This is a genomic window from Komagataeibacter rhaeticus, from assembly GCF_003207855.1.
GTDB lineage: Bacteria > Pseudomonadota > Alphaproteobacteria > Acetobacterales > Acetobacteraceae > Komagataeibacter > Komagataeibacter rhaeticus.
Genome location: NZ_NKTZ01000006.1, coordinates 81116 through 98003, shown reverse-complemented (window position 1 = coordinate 98003; position 16888 = coordinate 81116). Strand labels below are relative to the sequence as shown.

The following is a 16888-nucleotide window of genomic DNA, read 5'->3' as shown; positions in this document are numbered from 1 at the left end:
CACACGTTTTATTCATAAGTTTGGCCTTGACCTGGCTCCTGCACCTCATGCTTTTCATGGGAGAATGTTCGTGCTGCTGCATCACGGTAATCAGGAAAACTTATGAATACCCCCTTACGTTCGGCTCCCCTTCTCGCTGCGGCCATAGGTGTCTGCGCCCTGGCGGGTCTCTACCTGCTGGGTGGCGGCTTATGGCTCTGCGCCATTGGCGGCTCCTTCTATTATGTGGTGGCAGGTGCCCTGCTGCTGGTGACGGCGTTCCTGCTGTTCCGGCGGCAGGCCGTGGCGCTCACGGTCTATGCGGCCCTGCTGCTGGGCACCATGGCGTGGGCTGTCAATGAAGCGGGGCTGGATTTCTGGGCGCTGGCGCCACGTGGGGACATTCTGGTGCCCATCGGCATCGTGCTGCTGCTGCCGTGGGTGACACGGCACCTGCAGCCCGCAACCCCTGGTGCCCGACTTCCCCTGCTGGGCGCGATCGGGGCGGCGGCGGTGGTGATTGGCGCGGCCCTGATGGGCGACCCGCAGGATATTGCGGGCAGCCTGCCCCCCGTGGCGCAGAACGCGCCGGAACCCGGTGATGCCCACCAGATGCCCGACGAGGACTGGCAGGCCTATGGCCGCACCCAGTTCGGGGACCGTTTCTCCCCCCTCAGGCAGATCAATACCGGCAATGTCAGCAGGCTGAAGGTGGCCTGGACCTTCCGCACCGGTGACATGCGCGGCCCGAATGACCCGGGCGAGATTACCGATGAGGTCACGCCCATCAAGGTGCGCGACACGCTCTATCTCTGCACCCCGCACCAGATCCTGTTCGCGCTGGATGCAAGGACGGGCAAGCAGCGGTGGAAGTTCGACCCCCGGTTGCAGTACAATCCCACCTTCCAGCACCTGACCTGCCGTGGCGTGTCCTATCATGAGGACAGGGTGGAAGCGCAGGCCGATGGCGCCCCTGCCCCGGCCCCTGCCGAATGCGCGCGCCGTATTTTCCTGCCGACCAATGATGGCCAGCTTTTCGCGCTGGATGCCGAAAGCGGGGCGCGCTGCGCCTCCTTTGGCAATAACGGCGTGGTGGACCTGCGTGATGGCATGCCGGTCAGGACGCTGGGTTTCTACGAACCCACATCCCCGCCAGTGGTGACCGATACGACCGTGATCGTGTCCGGCGCGGTGACGGACAATTATTCCACGCATGAACCCTCGGGCGTGACGCGCGGGTTCGACGTGCATACCGGCGCGCTGCGGTGGGCGTTCGACCCCGGCAACCCCGATCCGAACGAGATGCCGTCCGAACACCATACCTTCGTGCCCAACTCCCCCAATTCGTGGATCACGTCGTCCTATGATGCGAAGCTGGACCTGATCTACATTCCCATGGGCGTGCAGACGCCCGATATCTGGGGTGGCAACCGCGGGGCCGATGCCGAGCGCTATGCCAGTGCCATCGTGGCGCTGAACGCCACCACCGGCAGGCTGGTGTGGAGCTACCAGACCGTGCACCATGACCTGTGGGACATGGACATTCCTGCCCAGCCCAGTCTGGTCGATATCCGCAACGAACACGGTGAGGTCATTCCCACCCTGTATGCCCCGGCCAAGACCGGCAACATCTTCGTGCTGGACCGCCGTAACGGCCAGCTCGTGGTCCCCGCTCCTGAACAGCCGGTGCCGCAGGGCGCCGCCCCGGGCGATCACCTTTCGCCCACGCAGCCGTTCTCCAGGCTTACGTTCCGTCCCAGCCAGAAGCTGACGGATGCCGACATGTGGGGCGGCACGATGTTTGACCAGCTGGTCTGCCGCATCATGTTCCACCGCCTGCGCTACGAAGGCACGTTCACGCCGCCTTCACTGCAGGGTACGCTGGTCTTCCCCGGCAACCTGGGCATGTTCGAATGGGGTGGCCTGGCCGTTGATCCCGAACGCCAGATCGCCATAGCCAACCCCATTGCCATTCCGTTCGTATCGAAGCTGATCCCGCGCGGGCCGAACAACCCGGCAACGCCGGACAAGTCCCTGCCCTCGGGTAGTGAAAGTGGCGTGCAGCCGCAGTTTGGCGTGCCGTACGGCGTGGACCTGCATCCCTTCCTGTCGCCCCTTGGCCTGCCGTGCAAGCAGCCGGCATGGGGCTACATGTCGGGCATCGACCTGCGCACCAACAAGATCGTGTGGAAGCATCGCAACGGCACGATCCGTGACAGCGCCCCCCTGCCGCTGCCCATCTGGATGGGCGTGCCCAGCCTGGGCGGGCCGCTGACCACCGCGGGCGGGGTTGCGTTCCTGACCTCCACGCTGGACTACTACATCCGTGCCTATGACGTGACGACCGGCCGCGTGCTGTGGCAGGACCGCCTGCCTGCCGGTGGCCAGTCCACCCCCATGACCTATGCGGTGGATGGCAGGCAGTACATCGTGACCGCCGATGGCGGCCATGGCTCCTTTGGCACCAAGCTGGGCGATTACATCGTCGCCTACACCCTGGCTGACCAGAACTGAACCGGACGACCGGGGAAGGATTTTTCCTTCCCCGGATTGACATTCCCTATTTTGGTCTATATCCATTCAGATATAGATAGTGATCTGACAGGCCCCCACAGCCCGATTATCCAGGGTTTTGTGGTGGTTATGCTTATTTAGTCCATAACTAAATAAGTCTTATCATCGCTTTGACCTTACGCGCGCCCGGACCGCTTGATTAGGAAACGGTAATACAAAAGTTTCCGCCGTGGCGCCGATGTTCCCGCACATCCGGCAGTTCCGGTGCTTCGGGGGTGGCGCAACGCTGCGCCATCTCATGTGTTTCGCGCCATACCGGCACTGGAACCGGGCGGATGATACGGGGTGATATGATGACTTTCACAACCGCGAGAACATCGTGATTAAACGTATTGCAGCAGCGATTGTGGGGATCGGTGTCGCCGGCGGCGTCGGGTTCCTGGCTTATGCGTGGTATCCGGCCATTGCGCCGGTTGCACCGCCTCCTCCTTCCTCCTTCACGGCCGCGCAGATCGAGCGTGGGCGCGTGCTGGCCGCCGGTGGCTACTGTGCGGAATGCCATACCCGCACCGACGGCGTGCGCGGCGTGGAACTGGCGGGCGATTACAAGATGGATACGCCCTTTGGCGCCATCTTCTCCTCCAACATCACGCCCGACCCGGAAACGGGCATCGGGCGCTGGTCGGAAGCCGCCTTCCACCGCGCCATGCGCAAGGGCATCTCGCGCGATGGCACGCAGCTTTTTCCCGCCTTCCCGTTCGACCATTTCACGCACATGACGGATCAGGACATCGCCGATGTCTATGCCTTCCTCATGACGCGCCAGCCGGTGCATTCGGTCAAGCGTGACAATACGGTGGGCTTCCCCTTCAACATCCGTCTGGAACAGGCGGGCTGGAAGCTCCTGTTCCTGCACGAAGGCCCGCTCAGGAACGATCCCGCGCATGATGCCGAATGGAACCGTGGCGCCTATCTGGCCGAAGGGCTGAGCCACTGCTCGGCCTGCCATACGCCGCGTAACCTGATGGGTGCGGAAAAGAGCAGCGCGCCGTATGACGGTGCCCCGGTGGACAACTGGATCGCGCCGCCGCTCAACGAACATAACCCGACCCCGGTTGTCTGGACCGAGGACGAGTATTTCAAATACCTGCGCTTCGGTTCCGCCCCGCTGCACGGCAGTGCGGCCGGTCCCATGTCGCCCGTGGTCCATGGTGGCCTGAGCGAGATGCCGGAATCGGATGTGCATGCCATCGCGCATTACCTGGCCGATATCGACCATGCCGCTACCCGCGTCAGCCAGGACCCCAAGGCGATTGCGTGGGCCATGCAGGCTTCCATGAAGGATCTGGTCGGCCCGCAGGTGAACCCGAACGTCAAGCTCTATGCCGGTGCCTGTGCCGCGTGCCATGCCAATGCCGGCCCGCAGCCGGTTGAAGGCCGTCCCGACCTTGCGCTGAACAACGCGCTGTGGCTGGACGAGCCGACCAACCTGTTCCAGGTCATCCTGCGCGGGATTGGCACGACGGAAGGGATTTCCACCGTTTCCATGCCCAGTTTCTACCATTCCTTCTCCGATGCGGATCTGGCCCGTCTGGCGGCTTACCTGCGTGCAACCCGCACGACCCTGCCGCCATGGACCGATCTGGAAAAGAAGGCGGCCGAGGTACGCAAGACCCTGCCCGCCCCCCCTGTCGCGTCGTCCCATTGAGCTGAAAGACGGAGCTAGAACATGACGACCTTTCGCCTCAATGGACGGGATGTAACCGTTGACGTGCCGGGTGATACCCCCCTGCTGTGGGTCATCCGTGACGAAGTTGGCCTGACCGGAACGAAATTCGGTTGCGGCATCGGCATGTGCGGTGCGTGCACCGTCCATATCGGTGGCCGGGCCACCCGTTCCTGCGTGACCCCCGTCAGCGCCGCCGAAGGGGCTGACATCACCACGATCGAAGGCATCGACCCCGAGGGCAACCACCCGGTCCAGCAGGCCTGGCGTGAAATCCAGGTGCCGCAGTGCGGCTACTGCCAGTCCGGGCAGATCATGCAGGCGATCAGCCTGCTCAGGGATTACCCCTCTCCCACGGATGAGGAAATCGATGCCGTCATGGCTGGCAGCCTGTGCCGGTGCATGACCTATGTTCGCATTCGTGAGGCCATCAAGAAGGCCGCGGCCAACGCACGCGGAGATGCATCAAATGGGTAGATTAGACCGCTTCCGCCTGGGCAGGGACGGCCGTCGTGAACAGGCTTCCCTGTCGCGCCGTGGCTTCCTTGTCACCTCGCTTGGCGCCGGGGTCATGTTCGGCTTCGCGCGTCAGGCCACCGCCAACCAGATTTTCCCGCTTGACAATGCCGGACCCGGCGATGGTGCGTTCGAACCCACCATCTGGTGCGCCATCGCACCCGACGGGATCATCACGGTCAACATCATCCGCGCGGAAATGGGCCAGCATATCGGCACCGCCCTTGCCCGCATCATCGCGGACGAGATGGAAGCCGACTGGAGCAAGGTCCGCATCAACTATGTGGATACCGACCCCAAATGGGGCCTGATGGTCACGGGTGGCAGCTGGTCGGTGTGGATGACATGGGATGTCTTCCGCCAGGCCGGTGCCGCAACCCGCACCGCACTGGTGGAGGAAGCGGCCCGCCTGCTGGGCACCACGCCGGACAGGTGCACGGTTGCCAACGGTATTGTCAGTGCCGGTGGCAAGCAGATCAGCTTTGGCGATATCGTGGCCAAGGGCCATCCGTCCCATTCCTTCACGCCCGAGGAAATGGCCAGGCTGCCGCTCAAGCCCGCCAGCGAGCGCAGGCTGATCGGCAATGCCGAGCTCAAGGCGCTGGATATCCCGGCCAAGACCAACGGCACTGCAATCTATGGCATCGACGCCAAGGTGGAGGGCATGCTCTATGCCCGCCCCAAGATGCCGCCCACGCGCTATGGCTCCAAGGTCCGTTCGGTTGACGATACCGATGCGAAGAAGATCAAGGGCTATGTGCGCTACCTGCTGATCGAGGACCCCTCGGAAGTTGTGCAGGGCTGGGTTGTGGTACTGGCTGAAAGCTACAGCGCCGCCATCCGCGCGACCGATGCCCTGAAGGTGGAATGGACGCCGGGCGAGACGGCCCACACGTCCGAACGCGATATTCAGGACCGTGGCCGCCAGCTGATCAGCAACAAGGAAGGTGGCGTCTACATCTTCAACGATGATGGTGTGGATCAGGCTTTCTCAGGCGCGCATCTGGTCATGGACCAGGAATATACCTGCGCATCCGTGTTGCACTACCAGCTTGAGCCGACCAATGCGCTGGCCTTCGAGAAGGACGGTGTCTACGAGATCCATGCCGGCAACCAGTGGCAGAGCCTGATCCTGCCCACGCTGGCCAAGTCGCTGCAGGTGCCGGAAAGCAAGGTCATCCTGCGCAGCTACCTGCTGGGTGGCGGGTTCGGCCGCCGCCTGAATGGCGACTACATGATCCCCGCTGCCCTTGCGTCCAAGGCGCTGGGGGGCAAGCCGGTCAAGCTGATCCTGACCCGCTCGGACGACATGCAGTTCGACTCCTTCCGCTCGCCATCCGTCCAGCGCGTGCGCATGGCGTTTGATGGCAGTGACAAGATCACCGCCATGGACTATCAGGCCGCCGCCGGCTGGCCCACGGGTGTCATGGCCGAAGCGTTCATGGAAAAGGGCGTGGATGGCAAGCCCTATGACCAGTTCGCCATTGCCGGTGGTGACCACTGGTACGAGGTCGGGGCCTTCCGGGTGCGCGCGCTGCGTAATGACCTGGCGGAAAAGACCTTCCGTCCCGGCTGGCTGCGTTCGGTCAGCCCCGGCTGGACCAGCTGGGGGATCGAGTGCTTCCTGGATGAGGTCGCGCACCGCCAGAAGAAGGACCCCGCCCAGTTCCGCCTTGACCTGCTGACCGCGCAGGGCCGCAACAAGGGCCAGGCACCGGATTCCGTGGGGGGCGCGCTGCGTCAGGCCGCCGTCGTGCGCAGGCTTATGGAAAAGGTGAACTGGGGCAAGACCACCCTGCCCAAGGACACCGCCCTGGGCCTGGCCACCACGGCCGGGCAGGAACGTGGCATGCCGACATGGATCGGCTGTGTGGCGCAGGTGCATGTTGACCGCAGCACCGGCGTGGTGACATGCCAGAAGCTGACTATCGTGGTGGATGCGGGTACCGTGGTTGATCCCGATGGCGCCAAGGCCCAGACCGAAGGTGCTGCGCTGTGGGGGCTGAGCATGGTCCTGTTCGAGAACACGGAAATCGTGAACGGCCTGCCGGTTGACCGCAACCTGAACACCTATACCCCGCTGCGCATTGCCGATACGCCGGAAATGGACATCGAGTTCCTGCCCAGCACGGAAAAGCCGATGGGTCTGGGTGAGCCGGGCACGACGGTGGTGGGGCCGGCCATTGGCAACGCCATCTTCAATGCCGTGGGTGTGCGCCTGCGCCATATGCCGGTGCGCCCGGCGGATGTCCTGCGTGCCCTGCAGAACACCTGATTGCGGATAGCCTGACTACGAAAAGACCCCGGTACGTTCTGCGTGCCGGGGTTTTTTTATTATGCCGTGGAGTGGGACCGCCCGTAAAAACAGCCTGATGCGAAAACGACAGTTTTCGGGTACCGCCCTTTTTCAGAAAGGCGGCGTTCCCTGAAGCTTTTTGAAAAAAGCTTCGCCAAAAACGTTTATCCGTTTTTCAACAGTGCATTCTGCCAGATTGTCTACCTACTGCGCCGGGCGCATGCCCAGGCAGGCCGCCAGTATGGCCAGGAAGCACAGTTCCGCCAGGCAGATGACAAACCACTGCAACGTCATGTAACCGCGCGGCATGGCCCCGCGCTGCCACGCCATGCGCTGCCCGATGGCCGCCATCACGAATCCCGCGATCAGGATGAACAGCCCGGCCAGTTCCCGCACGGTTGCGGCGCACAGTCCCACCCAGCCGATGATCGCGGGCACGCCCCCCAGCGCCAGGCGCAGGTTGGTCAGCCGCTGCGTGCCGCCCGCGGGGATGATGTCGGGCCGTTCCAGCGCCAGCCCCCAGTGCACGGCACCAAGGAAGGACAGCATGACCGCGCCATAGCCCACGGCTGCCGTAAGCAGGCGTGGCGTGTGGTCCGGTGTAAGGAACAGGATCGCACAGGTGCAGCCGATCAGCGGCAGCAGGCTGGCCAGCGCGGTGACAATGGCAAGCAGGGGCAGGCGTTTCACGGCGGGGACTCTCCTGAAATACTGGTCATGATATGTATAGCCCGCTCTGGCATGATGCGTGGCATCTGTTATCGTATGGGCAGGATATGCATGCCGGCGGCATGGCATGTCCCCATAATGTCAAATCTGAGGAAACAGATACCATGAGCGCCATTATCGATATCATCGCCCGCGAAATACTCGACAGTCGCGGTAATCCCACCATCGAGGTGGATGTGGAACTGGCGTCCGGTGCCAAAGGCCGTGCCGCCGTGCCGTCCGGCGCATCCACCGGCGCGCATGAGGCGGTGGAACTGCGCGATGGTGACCCCAAGCGCTTTGGTGGCAAGGGCGTGCTCAAGGCCGCGGGCCATGTCGAGCACGAGATCCTTGAGGCCCTGCAGGGCGTGGAATCAACCGATCAGGTCGCCATTGACGAGGCGATGATCGATCTTGATGGCACGCCCAACAAGTCCCGGCTGGGGGCGAATGCAATTCTTGGCGTGTCGCTGGCCGTGGCGAAGGCCTCGGCGCAGGAACTGCAGGTGCCGCTGTACCGCTATGTGGGCGGCGTGTATGCTCGCACCCTGCCGGTGCCGATGATGAACATCATCAACGGTGGTGAACATGCCGACAATCCGATCGACATCCAGGAATTCATGATCCAGCCCGTGGGCGCACCGACGGTGACCGATGCGATCCGCATGGGGTCCGAGATTTTTACCCAGCTCAAGAAAAGCCTGTCAGGTGCGGGTTACAATACCAACGTGGGTGACGAGGGCGGGTTTGCCCCCGCGCTCAGATCCGCTGATGAAGCACTGGGCTTCATGATGCGTGCGGTGGAGGCGGCGGGCTACAGGCCGGGTGATGACGTGACCTTCGCACTGGATTGTGCCGCGACCGAGTTCTACAAGAACGGCCGTTATGAGCTGAAGGGCGAGGACAAGAGCCTTGATGCCGCCGGCATGATTGCCTACCTGGCCGACCTGTCCGCCCGCTACCCCATCATCTCGATCGAGGATGGCCTGGCCGAAGATGACTGGGAAGGCTGGGCCGAACTGACCGCCAATCTGGGCCACAAGCTGCAGCTTGTGGGTGATGACCTGTTCGTGACCAATCCTGACCGCCTGCGCCGGGGCATCAGAGATGGCGTGGCGAATTCGCTGCTGGTCAAGGTCAACCAGATCGGCACGCTGAGCGAGACGCTGGAAGCCGTGCAGATGGCCCAGCACGCCGGTTACACGGCGGTGATGAGCCACCGTTCGGGCGAGACGGAGGACAGCACGATCGCTGACCTGGCGGTCGCGACCAATTGCGGACAGATCAAGACCGGCTCGCTTTCACGCTCGGACCGGACGGCGAAATACAACCAGCTGATCCGCATCGAGAACGAACTGGCCACTGCCGCCCGCTATGCCGGGCGCACGATCCTGAAGAACGGGTGACACGCCACGCCGGACGGGCTAAGTCCGTCCGGCATATATCAAGGCAGGGGGAAGAACATCATGCAACTGGGCAAGATCATGCGGCGCGTGCTGCACGCAACCATTCCCCCTGCCCTGTTCATTGGCCTGACCGCCTATTTCGGCTGGAATGCCATGCGTGGGGAGCACGGGCTGCACAGCTATGCTACCCAGCTGCACCTGCTGGATGAAGCCCGTTCCGCCCAGAAGGACGCCACGGCGGAACAGGAAGTCTGGCTGCGCCGCGTGCGGGGGCTGAAGGAAGGCGCGCTGGATACCGACCTGCTGGATGAACGCGCGCGTTCCATGCAGAACCTTGCCCGTCAGGACGAGATTGTCGTGCCCTATGGGGACCATGACCACCTGTACTGACCAACGGGGCCGGAATGCAGGCGCAAAAAAACCCCGGTCGTCTCCGCCGGGGTTTTTCTGTATCCGCCAGGGCGGAAGATTATTTGATCTTCGCTTCGCGGAAGGCCACGTGCTTGCGTGCCACGGGGTCATATTTCCGCAGTTCCATCTTGCCGGTCTGGGCGCGGGCGTTCTTCTTGGTCACGTAGAAGTAGCCGGTGTCCGCCGTGGAAACGAGTTTGATCTGAATGGTGTTGCTCTTGGCCATGATATCCTCAGCACTGCTCCGCCGCTGCTGGAACACTCGGGTGCAGCAGTGGTTCAAGTTGGCGGAAAATGCGCATACACAAGGCTGAGGTCAAGCACCCAGACCGATATTTCTGCTTAAATTTGTCGATAACGGGTAAAAAAAGGAGTGCGGTGCACGATGTTGAGTGTTTCCGAAGCGCGCAAACGGATTCTGGACGGGGTTTTTCCCCTGCCCGCCGAGGTCGTGCCCCTGACCGAAGCCTGCGGGCGCGTCAGTGCGGCACCCGTGGCCGCCCTGCTGTCCAACCCGCCTGCCGATGTTTCGTCAATGGATGGTTATGCGGTACGGGCGGCCGACCTTTCGGGGGGCGGCGTGTCGCTGGCGTGCATTGGCAACGCCCCGGCGGGGCATCCCTTTCCCGGTCGGGTCGGGGCGGGGCAGTGCGTGCGTCTCTTTACCGGAAGCCTCATGCCCGCAGGCACGGATGCGGTGCTGATACAGGAAAACGCGCAGGCCGATGGCACGGCCGTCACCACAACCCATACCCTGCGCCCCGGTACCTACGTGCGCAGCCAGGGCCAGGATTTCGCGGCGGGTCAGGTCATCATCCCGGCGGGCAAAAGGCTGTCGGCGCGGGACGTGGGGGTTGCGGCCGCCGCCAACCATGCTTGGCTTGCGGTCACGCGTCGCCCACGCGTGGCCATTGCCGCGACCGGCGATGAACTGCTGCTGCCCGGCAGCCCGGTCGGAACCGGGCAGATCGCCAATTCCAACACCCCCATGCTGGCGGCCCTGCTGCGGGCGGCCGGGGCCGAGCCGGTCATGCTGCCCGCCCTGCGTGATGACATGGCCGACCTTGCCACACTCGAGCGCATGGTCGATGGCGTGGACATGCTGGTCACGGCCGGGGGTGCCAGTGTCGGCAGTCATGACCTGGTGCGGCGGGGACTGGAACAGGTGGGCCTGAAGACCGATTTCTGGAAGATCGCCATGCGGCCGGGCAAGCCGCTGATGTCGGGCCATCTGGGTCGCCTGCCCTTTATCGGCCTGCCGGGCAACCCGGTGGCGGCCTTTGTGTGTTCCATCGTGTTCGTGCTGCCTGCTCTGCGCCGTATGGCGGGCATGGCGCAGCCGGTCGAACCCGTGATGCGTGCCGTCCTTGGCGCGGATGTGCCCGCCAACGACCAGCGCATGGACCATCTGCGTGCCACCCTTGCGCATGACGCGCAGGGCCAGCTTGTGGCCACGCCCTTTCCCGTACAGGATTCGGCCATGCTGCACATCCTGGCGCAAAGCCAGGCGCTGGTGCTGCGCGCGCCCCATGCCCCGGCCGCGCGGCGTGGGGAGATGTGCGACATCATCCGCATCGATCAGGCTCCGGCCTGAACGCGGGCGCTAAAGCCGGTTGACGCGACGGGTGGAACCAATATAGAACATGGAAACAGGTTTTTGGTTTGTTCCGCCGCACGCATGTTGCGGTGTCATCGCCCCGGCAAAAGGACATGTGGTATGCTTACAAAAAAACAGCATGAGCTTTTGCTATTCATAGACGGCCATCTGCGCAGGACCGGATTTTCCCCTTCCTTCGATGAAATGAAGGATGCGCTTGGCCTGCGCTCCAAATCCGGCATCCACCGGCTGATTTCCGCACTGGAGGAACGGGGGTTCCTGCACCGCAGGCATCACCGCGCCCGCGCGTTGGAAATCCTGCGCCTGCCAGATATCGAGATCCCGCCGCCCCCGCCGGTCAAGGCACCCGGGCCTTCCCTCCCCGAGGGCGCGGACGCGGCCTTTCTGGTGCCGGTGGTGGAGGTACCCTTCGTGGGCCGTGTAGCCGCCGGCAATCCGATCGAGGCGATCACGACCGACACCACCCGCATTGCCGTTCCGGCGGACATGCTGGGCAAGGCCAGCCATTACGCGCTGGAAGTGACGGGGGATTCGATGCAGGACGCGGGCATACTGGACGGCGACATGGTCATCATCCGCGAGGGGACGCAGGCGACCGATGGCCAGATTGTCGTGGCGCTGGTCGATGGGGATGAAGTGACCCTCAAGCGCATCCGTCACGAAGGTGGCGAAATCGCGCTCATTCCCGCCAATACCCGGTACGAAACCCGCCTGCTGCCCGCGTCGCGCGTCAGTGTGCAGGGGACGCTGGCGGGGCTGATCCGCCGTTACTGACCCCCCTCACCCGTAACCTGTGCCCATGGCGGCAGGCGACCGGCCAGTTCGGCCACCGCCTCTGGCCCCATGGGGATGACGGGTGGGAAATCAGCCAGTATCCGCACCTGCCCATGCCGTTCTATGGCGCTGCGGGCCAGCGGTTCAGGCGGACCGTTCAGGATCACGCCCACCACATGCAGCCCGCGTGCGCGCAGGGCGGCCAGGCTGAGCAGCGTGTGGTTGATCGTGCCAAGCGCGCTGCGTGCAACCAGCACCACGGGCAGCGCAAGCCGGACCATGAGGTCGATCATCAGGTAATGTTCGGCAATGGGCACCAGCACGCCCCCTGCCCCTTCCACTACCAGCGGGCCGCGTGCGGCCGGATGGGGCGGCAGGGCGATAGCAGCGGGAGCGATGCGGGTGTGGGCACGGGCTGCCGCGTCCTCGGGGGAGAGGGATGCGCCAAAAGTGGCGGCAGGCGGATAGAGCCGTGTGTCCTCCAGCCGTGCGAGCTGCCGCACGCTTGTACTGTCCGATTGCGCGTCGTCCGTGCCACTTTGCAGCGGTTTCCAGTAGGCGGCATGCCATGCCAGCACCAGTGCCGCCGATGCGACGGTCTTGCCCACATCCGTATCGGTGCCGGTTACGAATACACCGGGCCACGCAGCCCTGCGGAACTGCCCGTAGGCTACATGATAGGACACGGTGAAGGGATTCGCCCCGGCCGCTGCCAGTACGCGGCGCATCTGGCCTGCGGTCGCGGGCGGGTGGTCGGTATGGGTGGCGCCTATGGCCCTGAGTTCGCGGGCGAAGGCCAGCGGTGTGGCAGGCATGTCCACAATTTGAGATACCTCCCACAGCCCCGTGCCCATGACGGGCCATTCCGCCTGCAGCCGGGCCTGCGTCGGGTAGTCCGGAACGGGACAGGCCACGCCCGCACGGTCATAGGCGGCACGCCACTGTGCAAGGCTGCCGGCGGCCAGCGTGGCCAGGGCCATGTGTCCCCCCGGTGCCAGCAGACCGGCGAGGGCATGCAGCGCCTGTGCACGGTTATGGAACCATTGCATGGCAAGGCTTGAGCAGATCAGGTCGAACGGTCCCTGCGCGTCCGGTGCCTGCCCATCCATGACATGCAGGCGCAGATGCGTGTCACCGGGCATCTGTCGCGCCATGCGGTCCAGCATGCGCGGGGCAATGTCGGTTGCGGTGATATGGGCGCGGGGGAACAGCCTGCGCAGTTCGCGGGTCAGCAGGCCGGTGCCGCAGCCGATTTCCAGAATACGCGCGGGTGCTTCCTGCCCATACTGGCGGCCGATGCGGCGGGCCAGTTCCATCGCGGCCAGGCGCTGCACGCGGGCGGCCTGTTCATAATCATCGGCTGCGTCAAATCGGGCGGCAATGCGCGCGGTGCGGGTCATGGCGGGGGTATCCGTCGGGTCAGGTCGGTAATGGCGCGGGCACAGTCGGCCGCATGGGTCAGGGGAAGCAGGTGCCCTGCATCCAGCCACCGGGTGAGAACCGGGCCATGGGGCGGAAAGCAGGCCCGTGTCAGGCCGGGGGGGGCGATGGCATCATGTGTTCCGGCCATGACGTGCACGGGGCATGGGGCATGGCGCAGGTCGGGCCTGCAATCCATGTCCATCAAGGCGGCCAGCCCCTGTTCCAGCCTGTCGCATGCGATATGGGGGGGGACGGGCGTGTTGATGCCCGCGCGCTGGCGGAAGGTCCGCAGCATGCCCTCGGGCGCGTGGCGCAGGCCTGTACGCATGCGGGCGATTATGCGCGGGGAAATGCCATCGGCAAAGTCGGGGCCGGCGCCGAAGCGGCTGAAACCGTTGATCAGCAGCAGCCCCCGGCAGTGCGGGCCGTGATGGCGCAGCAGCCATAATGCCCCCAGTGAATGTCCCACCCCGACATAGGGCCGGGCCGGCAGGTCAAGATCGGCCCGGGGGGAAAAGAAGCCGAAATCGAGGCACCGTGTCTCCATCGGGCCAAGGGCCGCACGGGTCTGCTCCCACACGGTCGGATCAAACGCCCAGCCATGCATGAAGATGATGGGAAGTGCCGGTGCCATTCAGGCGCTCCCGCGCAGGGCGGCGGGGATGGCCGTGGCCAGCTGGTGGATCATGTCATCCGTATGGGCGGCGCTGAGTGCAAGCCGGATGCGGCTGCCACCCGGCGGCACGGTGGGTGGCCTGATGGCGGTGGCCAGGATGCCACGGGCCTCCAGTGCCGCAGCAAAAGCCAGCGCGCGCGGGGCATCGCCCAGCAAGACGGGAATGATCTGGGTGCTGGACGGCCCGCATGACAGGCCGCAGTCACGGATTACGCCGCGTATATGCGCCGCGTTACGGGCCAGGCGCGCGCGCGCTTCGTCCAGCATGGGAAGCAGTTCAAGGGCTGCATCCATCGCCCCCAGAACCGCAGGTGGCGGGGCGGTGGTGAACACGAAGCCCGAACAGGCATTGACTAGCCAGTCACACAGGGCCTGCGTGCCGGCAACATAGGCCCCGAACCCGCCCAGCGCCTTGCTGAACGTGCCCATTACCAGATCCACGTCATGCCCGGCGCATAGTCCGCGCCCCTGCGGGCCGAGTACGCCGGTGGCATGGGCTTCATCCACATAGGTAAAGGCGTTGTACTGGCGTGCGATCGCACAGAGCCGCGCGATATCGGTCTGGTCACCATCCATGCTGAACACGCTTTCCGTCACGATCACGCGCAGGCCCGGCGTATCCGCGTGGCGCACGAGCAGGCTTTCCAGATGGTCAAGATCGTTATGGCGGAAGCGGATCTGGCGTATGCCTGCCGCCAGGCAGCCCTGGTGCAGGCTGGCATGGTTCAGCCGGTCGGCAAGGACCAGCGGCGGCGCGCCCTGCCCGGCCGCCAGCCGCAGCAGGGCCGCCAGCACCGAGGCATTGGCCTGCCACCCGCTGGCCAGCAGCAGGGCCGCCTGCGTGCCCTTGAAGGCCGCAAGCCGGGCTTCGACCGCCATGTGCCGTTCGCTGGTACCGGTTACAAGGCGCGATGCCCCTGCCCCCGTGCCCTCTTCCGCCACCCACTGTGCCGCGCGCGCGCCAAGGGCGGGATGATGGGCCAGGCCCAGATAATCATTGGCGGAGAAATTGACCAGCCTGCGGCCGTCGCGCATGACGGTGGCCGCGCCCACATGGCGCACGGGGCGCAGCACGCGGCGGGTATGCTGGTCCGCCATATGGTCAAGTGCTGTCTGGAAAAGTGAGTCAAAACCGGCCATGAAGCGCATTCTCCTGCCGGAGCAGGCTGCTCCGGTCAATCCCGCCAACGCAATATCATATGGAGGCAGTCCATGCGCGGACCACAATGGCTGGAACGGGGCATGCATCATGTCTGGCTACCCTACGCCCAGATGCGTACCGCACCGCCCCCCCTGCCCGCCGTGGCAACGCGGGGCCGGACCATAACGCTGGCGGACGGGTCGGAACTGATTGATGGCATCGCCTCATGGTGGACCGCCTGCCATGGCTATAACCATCCCCATATCCGTCAGGCCGTGCAGGCCCAGCTTGAGTGCATGCCGCATGTCATGTTTGGCGGCCTGGTCAATGAACCGGCGCTGACGCTGGCCACACGGCTGGCGGATATGCTGCCCGGTGATCTGGAGCGGGTGTTCTTTACCGATTCAGGTTCCGTCGCCGTCGAGGTGGCGATGAAAATGGCCATCCAGTACTGGCTCAACCAGGGTGAGAGCGGCCGCACCCGGCTGCTTGCCTTCCGGGGTGGCTACCATGGGGATACGATGGCTACCATGGCGGTGTGCGACCCGGAGGAAGGGATGCACAGCCTGTATGCCGGTGCCCTGCCTGAGCATTTCATGACCGACCTGCCAACGGATGACATGCGCACGCAGGCGCTGGACAGCCTGCTGGCGCAGTCGGCGGGCCGGATTGCCGCGATCATTGTCGAACCCCTTGTGCAGGGCGCGGGCGGCATGCTGTTTCATTCACCCGAGGTCCTGCGCACCCTGCGCACCCTTGCCGACCGGCATGGCGTATTGCTGATCCTTGATGAAATCTTTACCGGTTTTGGCCGCACCGGCACCCTGTTCGCCTGTGAGCAGGCCGGCATCGTGCCCGATATCATCACCCTGTCCAAGGCATTGACCGGCGGCACCATGGCGCTGGCGGCCACCGTCGCGCGTCGGCATGTGTTCGAGGCGTTCCTGTCCGACAACCCGCTGCATGCGCTCATGCACGGGCCGACCTTCATGGCCAATGCCATGGCCTGTGCGTGTGCCAATGCGTCCCTCGACCTGTTTGAGCGTGAACCCCGCCTGGCGCAGGTCGCCCGCATCGGTGCGCAGATGCGCGCCGAACTGGAAGCCTGCCGGCACCTGCCCCATGTGGTGGACGTACGTGTGATGGGCGCGATTGGCGTGGTGGAACTGGACCACATACACGATATGAATGCGCTCAAGGCGGCGCTGGTGGCACAGGGCGTGTGGGTCCGCCCATTTCGCAATATTATTTACCTGACCCCGGCCTTTACCATCACGGCTGCCGAGCTGCGCGTGCTGACGACCGCCATCCACACGGTCCTGTCCGGTTCGGTGCAGGTTTGACAGATGGATGGCTAGGCCATTGGGGATGAATCTGGTATGGATGCGGCATGACTTTTTTCCAGCACCGATCCTGGCGCATGACAAATCATGACAGCAAGCGACAGATCGTGCTGAAGATCCTGTCTGACGGCAAAGCGCGTTCGGTCAAGGAAATCGGTGACCTGTTCCCCGAACTGGGTACCTATCATGCCCGGCTGGCGTTACAGGCGCTGCGCAATCAGGGTCTGGTCACGGTAGAGGATGCGCCTCAAGCCAATGACGGCCGCAAGCGCAAGGTCTGGCGGCTGGTCAATTCATGTAGCTGAACGCGGTTAACCACACGGTACCCCCACCCGCAGGGCGGATGGGGGCTTTCCGG

15 protein-coding genes are annotated in these 16888 nt (G+C 64.3%); 10 read left to right on the top strand and 5 right to left on the bottom strand.

What is annotated here, in order from left to right:
- The first annotated feature begins 102 nt into the window (after nt 1-102).
- From CFR78_RS08490 to CFR78_RS08475, 4 genes are all read left to right on the top strand, one after another.
- Nucleotides 103-2493, top strand: a complete 2391-nt coding sequence (locus CFR78_RS08490) for a glucose/quinate/shikimate family membrane-bound PQQ-dependent dehydrogenase (protein WP_034928264.1) — start codon at nt 103-105, stop codon at nt 2491-2493.
- 379 nt (nt 2494-2872) lie between these two features.
- Nucleotides 2873-4201 (top strand): cytochrome c, encoded by a 1329-nt coding sequence (locus CFR78_RS08485; RefSeq protein ID WP_034928267.1) that lies wholly within the window; start codon nt 2873-2875, stop codon nt 4199-4201.
- A 21-nt stretch (nt 4202-4222) separates the two neighbouring features.
- Nucleotides 4223-4696 (top strand): (2Fe-2S)-binding protein, encoded by a 474-nt coding sequence (locus tag CFR78_RS08480; protein ID WP_007400516.1) that lies wholly within the window; start codon nt 4223-4225, stop codon nt 4694-4696.
- Complete coding sequence (locus CFR78_RS08475) at nt 4689-7010, top strand: xanthine dehydrogenase family protein molybdopterin-binding subunit (RefSeq protein WP_007400517.1); 2322 nt, start codon at nt 4689-4691, stop codon at nt 7008-7010. The genes CFR78_RS08480 and CFR78_RS08475 overlap by 8 nt, the downstream gene beginning before the upstream one ends.
- A gap of 225 nt (nt 7011-7235) precedes the next feature.
- Here the strand turns inward: CFR78_RS08475 and CFR78_RS08470 are convergent, their stop codons facing one another.
- The gene (locus tag CFR78_RS08470; protein ID WP_007400519.1) at nt 7236-7721 is read right to left on the bottom strand and encodes a DUF3429 domain-containing protein; all 486 of its coding nucleotides are present in this window, start codon (nt 7719-7721) and stop codon (nt 7236-7238) included.
- Nucleotides 7722-7864: 143 nt separating this feature from the next.
- Here CFR78_RS08470 and eno point away from each other — a divergent pair, with 143 nt between their 5' ends.
- Both eno and CFR78_RS08460 read left to right on the top strand, forming a co-directional pair.
- A complete protein-coding gene (eno, locus tag CFR78_RS08465; RefSeq protein ID WP_034928419.1) occupies nt 7865-9145 on the top strand; it encodes a phosphopyruvate hydratase in 1281 nt (426 codons plus the stop codon).
- Between the two features lie 60 nt (nt 9146-9205).
- A complete protein-coding gene (locus CFR78_RS08460; RefSeq protein WP_034928271.1) occupies nt 9206-9535 on the top strand; it encodes an FtsB family cell division protein in 330 nt (109 codons plus the stop codon).
- Between the two features lie 79 nt (nt 9536-9614).
- On the opposite strand, the gene rpmG is transcribed toward CFR78_RS08460, so the two are convergent.
- Entirely contained in the window at nt 9615-9782 is a 168-nt protein-coding gene (gene rpmG, locus CFR78_RS08455) for a 50S ribosomal protein L33 (RefSeq protein WP_007400522.1), read from the bottom strand.
- Nucleotides 9783-9941: 159 nt separating this feature from the next.
- Here rpmG and CFR78_RS08450 point away from each other — a divergent pair, with 159 nt between their 5' ends.
- Both CFR78_RS08450 and lexA read left to right on the top strand, forming a co-directional pair.
- The gene (locus tag CFR78_RS08450) at nt 9942-11150 is read left to right on the top strand and encodes a molybdopterin molybdotransferase MoeA (RefSeq protein WP_034928274.1); all 1209 of its coding nucleotides are present in this window, start codon (nt 9942-9944) and stop codon (nt 11148-11150) included.
- Between the two features lie 123 nt (nt 11151-11273).
- Nucleotides 11274-11948 (top strand): transcriptional repressor LexA, encoded by a 675-nt coding sequence (gene lexA, locus CFR78_RS08445; protein ID WP_034928277.1) that lies wholly within the window; start codon nt 11274-11276, stop codon nt 11946-11948.
- On the opposite strand, the gene bioD is transcribed toward lexA, so the two are convergent.
- From bioD to CFR78_RS08430, 3 genes are read right to left on the bottom strand one after another with little or no spacing between them, the layout of a single operon-like run.
- A complete protein-coding gene (bioD, locus tag CFR78_RS08440) occupies nt 11942-13348 on the bottom strand; it encodes a dethiobiotin synthase (RefSeq protein WP_034928279.1) in 1407 nt (468 codons plus the stop codon). The two genes, lexA and bioD, sit on opposite strands and share 7 nt — an antisense overlap.
- The gene (locus tag CFR78_RS08435; RefSeq protein WP_034928283.1) at nt 13345-14004 is read right to left on the bottom strand and encodes an alpha/beta fold hydrolase; all 660 of its coding nucleotides are present in this window, start codon (nt 14002-14004) and stop codon (nt 13345-13347) included. Before CFR78_RS08435 ends, bioD begins: the two co-directional genes overlap by 4 nt.
- Nucleotides 14005-15195, bottom strand: a complete 1191-nt coding sequence (locus CFR78_RS08430; RefSeq protein ID WP_034928284.1) for an aminotransferase class I/II-fold pyridoxal phosphate-dependent enzyme — start codon at nt 15193-15195, stop codon at nt 14005-14007.
- A gap of 63 nt (nt 15196-15258) precedes the next feature.
- On the opposite strand from CFR78_RS08430, the gene CFR78_RS08425 reads away from it, so the two are divergent.
- Both CFR78_RS08425 and CFR78_RS08420 read left to right on the top strand, forming a co-directional pair.
- A complete protein-coding gene (locus CFR78_RS08425; protein ID WP_034928287.1) occupies nt 15259-16530 on the top strand; it encodes an adenosylmethionine--8-amino-7-oxononanoate transaminase in 1272 nt (423 codons plus the stop codon).
- Between the two features lie 47 nt (nt 16531-16577).
- The gene (locus CFR78_RS08420; RefSeq protein ID WP_007400530.1) at nt 16578-16835 is read left to right on the top strand and encodes a hypothetical protein; all 258 of its coding nucleotides are present in this window, start codon (nt 16578-16580) and stop codon (nt 16833-16835) included.
- Nucleotides 16836-16888: the final 53 nt, after the last annotated feature.